Source organism: Caballeronia sp. (assembly GCF_028292365.1).
GTDB lineage: Bacteria > Pseudomonadota > Gammaproteobacteria > Burkholderiales > Burkholderiaceae > Caballeronia.
The window spans coordinates 1-7,845 of sequence record NZ_JAQGMM010000085.1 but is presented as its reverse complement, the minus strand read 5'-3'; the positions used below and the strand labels follow the sequence as shown (position 1 = coordinate 7,845).

Annotated in this window: 6 protein-coding genes; 5 read left to right on the top strand and 1 reads right to left on the bottom strand. The window is 59.3% G+C overall.

Annotated features, from left to right (window positions below; all coding sequences use genetic code 11):
- The first annotated feature begins 20 nt into the window (after nt 1-20).
- Nucleotides 21-1,388 carry a PepSY domain-containing protein gene (locus tag JWR14_RS05010; protein WP_299702359.1) on the top strand — a complete coding sequence of 456 codons (1,368 nt, stop codon included), beginning with the start codon at nt 21-23 and terminating at the stop codon, nt 1,386-1,388.
- Between the two features lie 87 nt (nt 1,389-1,475).
- Here the strand turns inward: JWR14_RS05010 and JWR14_RS05005 are convergent, their stop codons facing one another.
- On the bottom strand, nt 1,476-2,645 hold the full coding sequence (locus JWR14_RS05005) for a glycerate kinase (RefSeq protein WP_299702356.1): 1,170 nt from the start codon (nt 2,643-2,645) through the stop codon (nt 1,476-1,478).
- A gap of 530 nt (nt 2,646-3,175) precedes the next feature.
- Between JWR14_RS05005 and tig the strand changes: the two genes are divergently transcribed.
- The 4 genes from tig to JWR14_RS04985 all read left to right on the top strand — a co-directional run.
- Nucleotides 3,176-4,531, top strand: a complete 1,356-nt coding sequence (tig, locus tag JWR14_RS05000; protein WP_299702353.1) for a trigger factor — start codon at nt 3,176-3,178, stop codon at nt 4,529-4,531.
- Nucleotides 4,532-4,679: 148 nt separating this feature from the next.
- Nucleotides 4,680-5,333, top strand: coding sequence for an ATP-dependent Clp endopeptidase proteolytic subunit ClpP (clpP, locus tag JWR14_RS04995; protein WP_299702350.1), 654 nt, complete (start codon nt 4,680-4,682; stop codon nt 5,331-5,333).
- Between the two features lie 275 nt (nt 5,334-5,608).
- Nucleotides 5,609-6,880, top strand: a complete 1,272-nt coding sequence (gene clpX / locus JWR14_RS04990) for an ATP-dependent Clp protease ATP-binding subunit ClpX (RefSeq protein ID WP_089159577.1) — start codon at nt 5,609-5,611, stop codon at nt 6,878-6,880.
- Between the two features lie 204 nt (nt 6,881-7,084).
- Nucleotides 7,085-7,845, top strand: a 761-nt coding sequence (locus tag JWR14_RS04985) for an LON peptidase substrate-binding domain-containing protein (protein ID WP_299702343.1), incomplete at its 3' end; no start/stop codon positions are given.

The following is a 7,845-nucleotide window of genomic DNA, read 5'->3' as shown; positions in this document are numbered from 1 at the left end:
GCGTAGCTGCGCGGCATCGCTTGTTATGGCGCTGGCATTTCTATGCCGGCTTGTTTGTCATGCCGCTGCTGCTGGTGCTCGCCATCACTGGCACGCTGTACTGCTTTCAGCCGCAGATCGAGCCGCTGCTGTATCACGACCGCATGATCGTCGATGCCCGCGCCGAGCCGCGTCTGAGCCAGCAAGTCTTGCTCGCGAAAGCGACGGCAGCCGAACCGCGCGATGCCGTGCCTACCACCGCGGTTATCAACGCTGATCCACACCGCAGTGCCGAATTCGTATTCCGCCTGCAGACAGGATCGAGTGAAAGCGTTTATCTCAATCCGTACACGGGCGAGGTGCTGGGCAGGCTGAGCGTCGAGAACCGCTTGATGAAGCAGATTCGCAATCTGCATCGCGGATTGATGCTGGGCAAGACCGGAGAGATCCTGATGGAACTGGCGGGCTGCTGGACGCTGGTGATGATCGGAACAGGTATTGCCTTGTGGTGGCCGAGAGCGCGTCGGACGCGTCATGCGGGCGGCCGGTTCGTGCCGCGGTTGTCGTCGTTAAAAGGCCGGGCATGGTGGCGTGAATTGCACGCGGTCGGTGGCGCGTGGCTCGCGATTGGCGCACTGTTCTTTGTGCTCAGCGGTTTGCCGTGGTCGAGCACATGGGGCAAGCAATTCAAGGCGTTAGCGACGTCCGCGCCGCTTGGTTATCCGCAAGGGGCGTGGGGCAAGCCCCATGTACATTCAGCGAAACCCGCGATGGACATGGCCGATCCATCGATGGCCGGCATGAAGATGGATGATCTGCCGTTGCCGCAGACACCGTGGGCAGTGGGCGCTACGCGTGTTCCCCACAGCGTCGCTGATACTACAGACGCGACCATTCCACTCGACAAGGTCATTGCACTCGCGGCGCAAGCGGGCGTCAGGGATGGCTACGACATCGCGTTGCCGACCACCGCCGAGGGCGTGTACACGGTGTCATATTTTCCATCCGATCCGCAAGATGAACGCACATTGCACATCGATAGATACAGCGGCCAGATTCTCTCGGACATCGCGTATCGCGATTACGGGCGCGTCGCGCAGTGGATTTCGTACGGCACGTCGCTGCATATGGGGCGCTATTTCGGCGTGGCGAACCAGATTCTTGCGTCGCTCATCTCGCTCGGACTGGCGGCGATGTCGATCAGTGGCTTCGTGATGTGGCGCAAGCGCAAACCGGGCAGGGCGATTGGCGCGCCGTCGAGACCGGTTCTCGATCCGCCGATGCGCGCATGGGTCGGCGGCCTGACGGCGCTAGGCATCGTCTTCCCTATGATGGGTCTGACGATGCTGATAGTGTGGATATCGGACCGCTTGCTGTTCAGTCCCGGCAAAGTCGCCGGCGTGCGGTGAAAGACGGTGAACGACGGTGAACGAATTAACGAGCGAGCGAGCGGGCGAGCGGCACATGACTGACCGCCCGTTGATCGCATGGCGAACCTATCTTGAACCGAACTTCAAGCGCGTCAGTTGTTCAGCTTCGTTCGCCAGCAGCGTGGCGGCGTCGCGGATTGCGACCTCCAGCGTGATCGGCCCGGGTGCGGGCGAAAAACAACCGCTGAAATGCTCGGACAAACGCGGCAGGGCGGCCGGATCAATAGCGCCTGACAGCAGCGACGCTTCCACTCCATGTGCGCGAGCGTGCTGACACGCGATGAACGGCGCCTTGCCATGTAGCGTCTGCACGTCCGAGCGTCCTTCGCCCGTGATCAACCAGTTCGCGCCGTCCAGCGCCTCATCCAGCCCCACTTCTCGTGCGACCACTTCCGCGCCGGCCTCGAAGCGCGCGCCCAGCATATGCAGTGCAAACCCGAGCCCGCCCGCCGCACCGGCGCCAGGTTTATCGCGCCCGCTACGTTGGAGCGCCGGTTCGAGCAGATCGGCGAAATGGCCGAGTGCTGCATCGATGGTCGCGATCTGAGCGGGCGTCACGCCTTTTTGCGGCCCGAAAATCGCCGTTGCGCCGTGCTCGCCGGTGAGCGGATTGTCCACGTCGGACATGCCCGTGAATTCGGCCTCGCGCACACGCGGATCGAGCCCGGTCGCATCGATGCGCGCAATTTGCGCAAGTTGCGAGGGCACCGGTTCGAGCGGTTTGTTATCTGCATCGAAGAGTTTCAGGCCCAGGCCCACCAGAAGTCCCGCACCGCCGTCGTTCGTGCTGCTGCCGCCCAGCGCGACATAGAACTTGCGCACGCCGAGATCGAGCAGCGCGCGGATCGCTTCGCCCATGCCAAGCGTGCTGCGCTCGGCAACCGGCACAGCCATGCCGTCCGGGTCCGTGATCCCCACGACTTCCGCCGTTTCCACCACTGCGCTGCCATCGGCCAGCAAACCCGTGACGGCTTCGCGGCGCTTGGCCGCCGCGCCCCGCACATCGATCAAGCGACGTTCGCCGCCCGCCGCGAGCATGGCGTCGAGCGTGCCTTCGCCGCCGTCAGCCATCGGCACGATGCGGATGACGGCATCGCTGCGCGCGCGCCGGATACCGCTCGCAATCGCGTCTGCGACCTGCTCCGCGCTAAGCGAACCCTTGAAAGAATCCGGAGCGATCACTACAACGGGAGAGGGGGCGGAGGCGGAAAAACCGGCAGGATGGGAATTCGGCATGATGTCTCGAGTTATGAATTTGCTTGAAATCTAGCGACACGGCCCGAATTAATCAAACCTTATGCGCGTACGGCATGCTTTCGATGCCCGCAGGCAATGCAAGCGCGCCGCCAAGCCGCGCCGCCGCGAACCGTACGCGCGTTCGGAAACGCGTCGTCCGGAGCGCGGCCGGAACACTGTCGCGGTGCTCGCGGACCGTAAAATTCGTACCAAAACCGCGCAAATGGGCCGAATTTGGCTGTGAATTTGCGGGTATTTGGCAGAGCAAACCCTCATCCGCCACGACCCTTGCAAATAGTTTGGTAAAATGTTTGGCTCGGTTGACTCAAACCGGCGCGTACGGCTTCCAGACACGGCTTGGCGGATCTACGGTATTGAGCTTTGGCAGTGTTTGCCAATGATCTCAGTCAGGCTGCTTGCATTGTTCAGGAACCGCTTTGTGCCGTGCGCCTATCGTGGCGCGAGATCGAACCAGAACTGACCAGACACACGAACCCGAATACTCGATTTACTCTAGGACGATAGAAGCCATGGCTAACGTTGTTGAAAACCTCGGCAAGCTGGAACGCCGTGTGACGATTTCCCTGCCGAAAGATACGGTGCAAAAGGAAGTGGATTCGCGTATCCGTCAGCTGGCGAAAAACGTGCGCATGCCGGGTTTCCGCCCGGGCAAGGTGCCGCTCAAGATGGTGACGCAGCAGTACCAGGGCCAGGTTGAAGCCGAAGTGCTGAGCGACAAGGTAGGCAAGGAATTCTTCGACGTCACGCGCACCGAAAACCTGCGTGTGGCAGGCCAGCCGAGCTTTGCGCCCAAGGGCGGCGAAGTGGCTGACGAAGCGGCTGAATACGCGTTCGACGCAACTTTCGAGGTGTATCCGGAAGTGAAGATTGGCGACGTGGCAACGGCTGAAATCGAACGCACGGTCACGACCATCTCGGAAGCTGAAATCGACCGCACGCTGGAAATCCTGCGCAAGCAGCGCGTGCACTATCACGCACGCGGCGAAGGCGGCGAGCACGGTGACGGCGGCGCGGATACGGCAGCTAAAGACGGGGACCGCGTCACCATGGACTTCGTCGGCAAGCTCGACGGCGTCCTGTTCGAAGGCGGCAGCGCTGAAGACTTCACGTTTGTGCTGGGCGAAGGCCGCATGCTGCCGGAATTCGAAACGGCGGCGCTCGGTCTGAAGGTTGGCGAGTCGAAGGAATTCGACCTCAAGTTCCCCGACGACTATCACGGCAAGGACGTGGCCGGCAAAACGGCCCAGTTCACCATTACGATGAAGAAGATCGAATGGGCGCACCTGCCGGAAATCGATACCGAATTCGCGAAATCGCTGGGTGTGGAAGACGGCGACACGACCAAGATGCGCGGTGAGATCAAAGACAATCTGGAGCGTGAAGCCAAGCGCCGCACGCAGCAGATCGTGAAGAACCAGGTCATGGACGCCCTGCTGAAGATCTCCGAACTCGACGCGCCGAAGGCGCTGATCGAGCAGGATCAGCAACGTCTGGTGGAAATGGCGCGTCAGGATCTGCAACAACGCGGTGTGCCGAACGCAGCGGACGCTCCCATCCCGGCAGAAATGTTCGCGGAACAAGCTGAACGCCGCGTCAAGCTGGGCCTGGTTCTGGCCGAACTGGTCAAGACCAACGACCTGCAGGCGAAGCCGGAACAGATCCGCGCGGAAGTCGACGAATTTGCGAAAAGCTACGAGGACCCGAAGGAAGTCGTCCGCTGGTATTATTCGAATCAGCAGCGCCTCGCCGAAATGGAAGCGTATGTTGTGGAAAGCAACGTCGTGGACTTCGTGCTCGGCAAGGCCCGAGTGAGCGACAAGGAAGTAAGCTTCGAAGAATTGGCCAGCGCGACGGCGCAAGCGTAAGCAGCGTCGACAAGGCGTGCAGGGCCGTCGAGGTGACGGGCCGGCACGCCTTTTTTGCATTTCGGTTGTCGGTCCTGGTTGCCCCGTTGTGCCGTTTTTCGGATGTTCCTTTGTCGTTCAGTATCCCTATTCCGAACAAGGAAATTGCATGACCTTTCGCGCTCAATTACTGGACACGCTCGCGTCGAACGCGCCGCATGATTTCGAAACCAAGGCGCTCGGTCTGGTGCCCATGGTTGTAGAAACAAGCGGCCGCGGCGAACGTGCCTATGACATCTATTCGCGCCTGTTGAAAGAGCGCCTGGTGTTCCTGGTCGGCGAAGTGAACGACCAGACGGCCAACCTGGTGGTCGCGCAGTTGCTGTTCCTCGAAAGCGAAAACCCCGACAAGGACATCAGCCTGTACATCAATAGCCCGGGCGGCTCGGTGTCGGCTGGCATGGCTATTTACGACACCATGCAGTTCGTGAAGCCGGATGTCGCCACGCTGTGCATGGGACTGGCCGCGAGCATGGGCGCTTTCCTGCTGGCAGCGGGCGCCAAGGGCAAGCGCGTGGCGCTGCCCAATTCGCGCGTGATGATTCACCAGCCGCTCGGTGGCGCGCGTGGTCAGGCGTCGGACATCGAAATTCAGGCGCGCGAAATTTTGTACCTGAAGGAACGTCTGAATCAGTTGCTGTCGCACCATACGGGTCAACCGGTGGAACGTCTTGCACGTGACACCGACCGCGACAATTTCATGTCCGGCGATGACGCGCAGGCGTACGGTATCGTCGATCAGGTTCTTCACAAGCGTCCCTGAGCGGCATCCCAGAGCGGCCCACAAACGGGCGTTGCGCCGGTCGTTGGGGAATAACGGGCCGGCTGTTCCGTTTTTGTCCATACGGACGTTGCGGTTTCGGGCCAGACCGCCAACGGCGGCGCGGTAACCCAAGCCGCGCGCCAAGGCTTGCGCCAACGCGGAAAACGGCGTCAAAGCACACGCCACACGCGCTTTCAACCTACGCACAGGCCATTTCTGCGTAGGTGAATTGAGCGGCGTATTATGTAATCGAGTGTCCGGAGGCTCGCACATCCATGGCGGACAAAAAAGGTTCTAACAGCGAAAAGCTGTTGTATTGCTCGTTCTGCGGCAAGAGCCAGCACGAGGTCAAGAAGTTGATTGCAGGTCCTTCTGTGTTCATCTGCGATGAATGCATCGACTTGTGCAATGAAATTATCCGCGACGAAGCTGCCGGCGCGGCGGAAGAGGCTGGCCTGACGAAGTCGGATCTGCCGAGCCCGCAAGAGATCAGCGAGATCCTGAACCAGTACGTGATCGGTCAGGAACGCGCGAAGCGGATTCTTGCAGTGGCGGTGTATAACCACTACAAGCGTCTCAAGCATCTCGAGAAGAAAGACGATATCGAGTTGTCGAAGAGCAACATCCTGCTGATCGGACCTACGGGTTCGGGCAAGACCTTGCTCGCGCAGACGCTTGCGCGCATGTTGAACGTCCCGTTCGTGATTGCAGACGCAACCACGCTCACGGAAGCCGGCTATGTTGGCGAAGACGTTGAAAACATTATTCAGAAGCTGCTGCAGAACTGTAATTACGAAGTCGACAAGGCCCAGCGAGGTATTGTCTACATCGATGAAATCGACAAGATCAGCCGTAAGTCGGATAACCCGTCCATCACGCGCGACGTGTCGGGCGAGGGCGTCCAGCAAGCGCTGCTGAAGCTGGTCGAAGGCACCATGGCTTCGGTTCCGCCACAGGGTGGCCGCAAGCACCCGAACCAGGACTTCATCCAGGTCGACACCACCAACATTCTGTTCATCTGCGGCGGCGCGTTCGACGGCCTTGAAAAGGTCATCATCGATCGTACGGAAAAGACCGGCATCGGTTTTGGCGCAAGCGTGAAGAGCAAGAAGGATCGCGACGCGGGTGAAGTGCTGCGCGAAGTGGAACCGGAAGATTTGATCAAGTTTGGTTTGATTCCCGAATTGATCGGCCGTCTGCCCGTCGTGGCGACGCTCGGCAAGCTCGATGAAGACGCCCTGATCAAAATCCTGACCGAGCCGAAGAATGCGCTGGTGAAGCAGTATCACAAGCTGTTCAACATGGAACGTGTGGACCTGGAGATTCGTCCGGGCGCGTTGAAGGCCATTGCGTTGAAGGCAATTCGTCGCAAGACGGGTGCGCGTGGTCTGCGGTCCATCTTGGAACAAGCGTTGCTGGATGTGATGTACGAGCTGCCGGCAATGAAGGGTGTGAGCAAGGTTATCGTGGATGACAATACAATTGATGGCGACGGCAAGCCGCTTTTGATCTACGAAGACACGCCGAAGGTAGCAGGTTCTAACTGAGTTGGGCTGTGTGTCGGCGAAAAGCCGTTCATGGCAACGTGAACGGCTTTTTGTTTATTTTTCGGATATCTTGTGGATGTTACTGACACGTTACTGAGGCGAATTTTTTCGATTCATTGATCTTTTCCCACACGCTTAAGGCTTGCAATCCATTTTGACGGCCTTATTTACGACTGAACTGATTCCACTACTGGGGAAATGAAAATGTCAGGAACCCAACTCCTCCCGCAGGAACGCATTACTCTCCCGCTGCTCCCGCTGCGTGACGTAGTCGTTTTCCCGCACATGGTGATTCCGCTTTTTGTCGGACGACCCAAATCGATCAAGGCACTCGAAGCCGCGATGGAAGGTGGCAAGCACATCATGCTTGTCGCCCAGAAGACCGCTGCGAAAGACGAGCCGACCGAAAAAGACATGTACGAAGTGGGATGTATCGCAAACATCCTGCAAATGCTGAAGCTGCCGGACGGTACCGTAAAGGTGTTGGTCGAAGGCTTGCAACGTGCCAAGACGCTTACGATCGAAGAACAGGAAACACAGTTTTCCTGCGACGTGATGCCGCTCGAACCCGACCACGCCGACAGCGCTGAAACAGAAGCACTGCGCCGCGCGATTGTGTCGCAGTTCGATCAGTACGTGAAACTCAACAAGAAGATCCCTCCCGAGATCCTGACGTCGCTGTCGGGTATCGATGAAGCGGGTCGCCTGGCCGACACCATCGCCGCGCATTTGCCGCTGAAGCTCGACCAGAAGCAACACATTCTCGAGATGTTCCCGGTTGTGGAACGCCTTGAGCATCTGCTGGCCCAGCTCGAAGCCGAAATCGACATTCTTCAGGTCGAAAAGCGCATCCGTGGACGCGTGAAGCGTCAGATGGAAAAGAGCCAGCGCGAGTATTACCTGAACGAACAGGTCAAGGCGATCCAGAAGGAACTGGGCGAAGGCGAGGAAGGTGCGGATCTCGA

What these genes read in the sequence shown, in the direction of transcription:
- clpP (WP_299702350.1), top strand. Translation starts at nt 4,680, where the DNA reads ATGACCTTTCGCGCTCAATTACTGGACACGCTCGCGTCGAACGCGCCG.
- JWR14_RS05005 (WP_299702356.1), bottom strand. Translation starts at nt 2,645, where the DNA reads ATGCCGAATTCCCATCCTGCCGGTTTTTCCGCCTCCGCCCCCTCTCCC.
- clpX (WP_089159577.1), top strand. Translation starts at nt 5,609, where the DNA reads ATGGCGGACAAAAAAGGTTCTAACAGCGAAAAGCTGTTGTATTGCTCG.
- tig (WP_299702353.1), top strand. Translation starts at nt 3,176, where the DNA reads ATGGCTAACGTTGTTGAAAACCTCGGCAAGCTGGAACGCCGTGTGACG.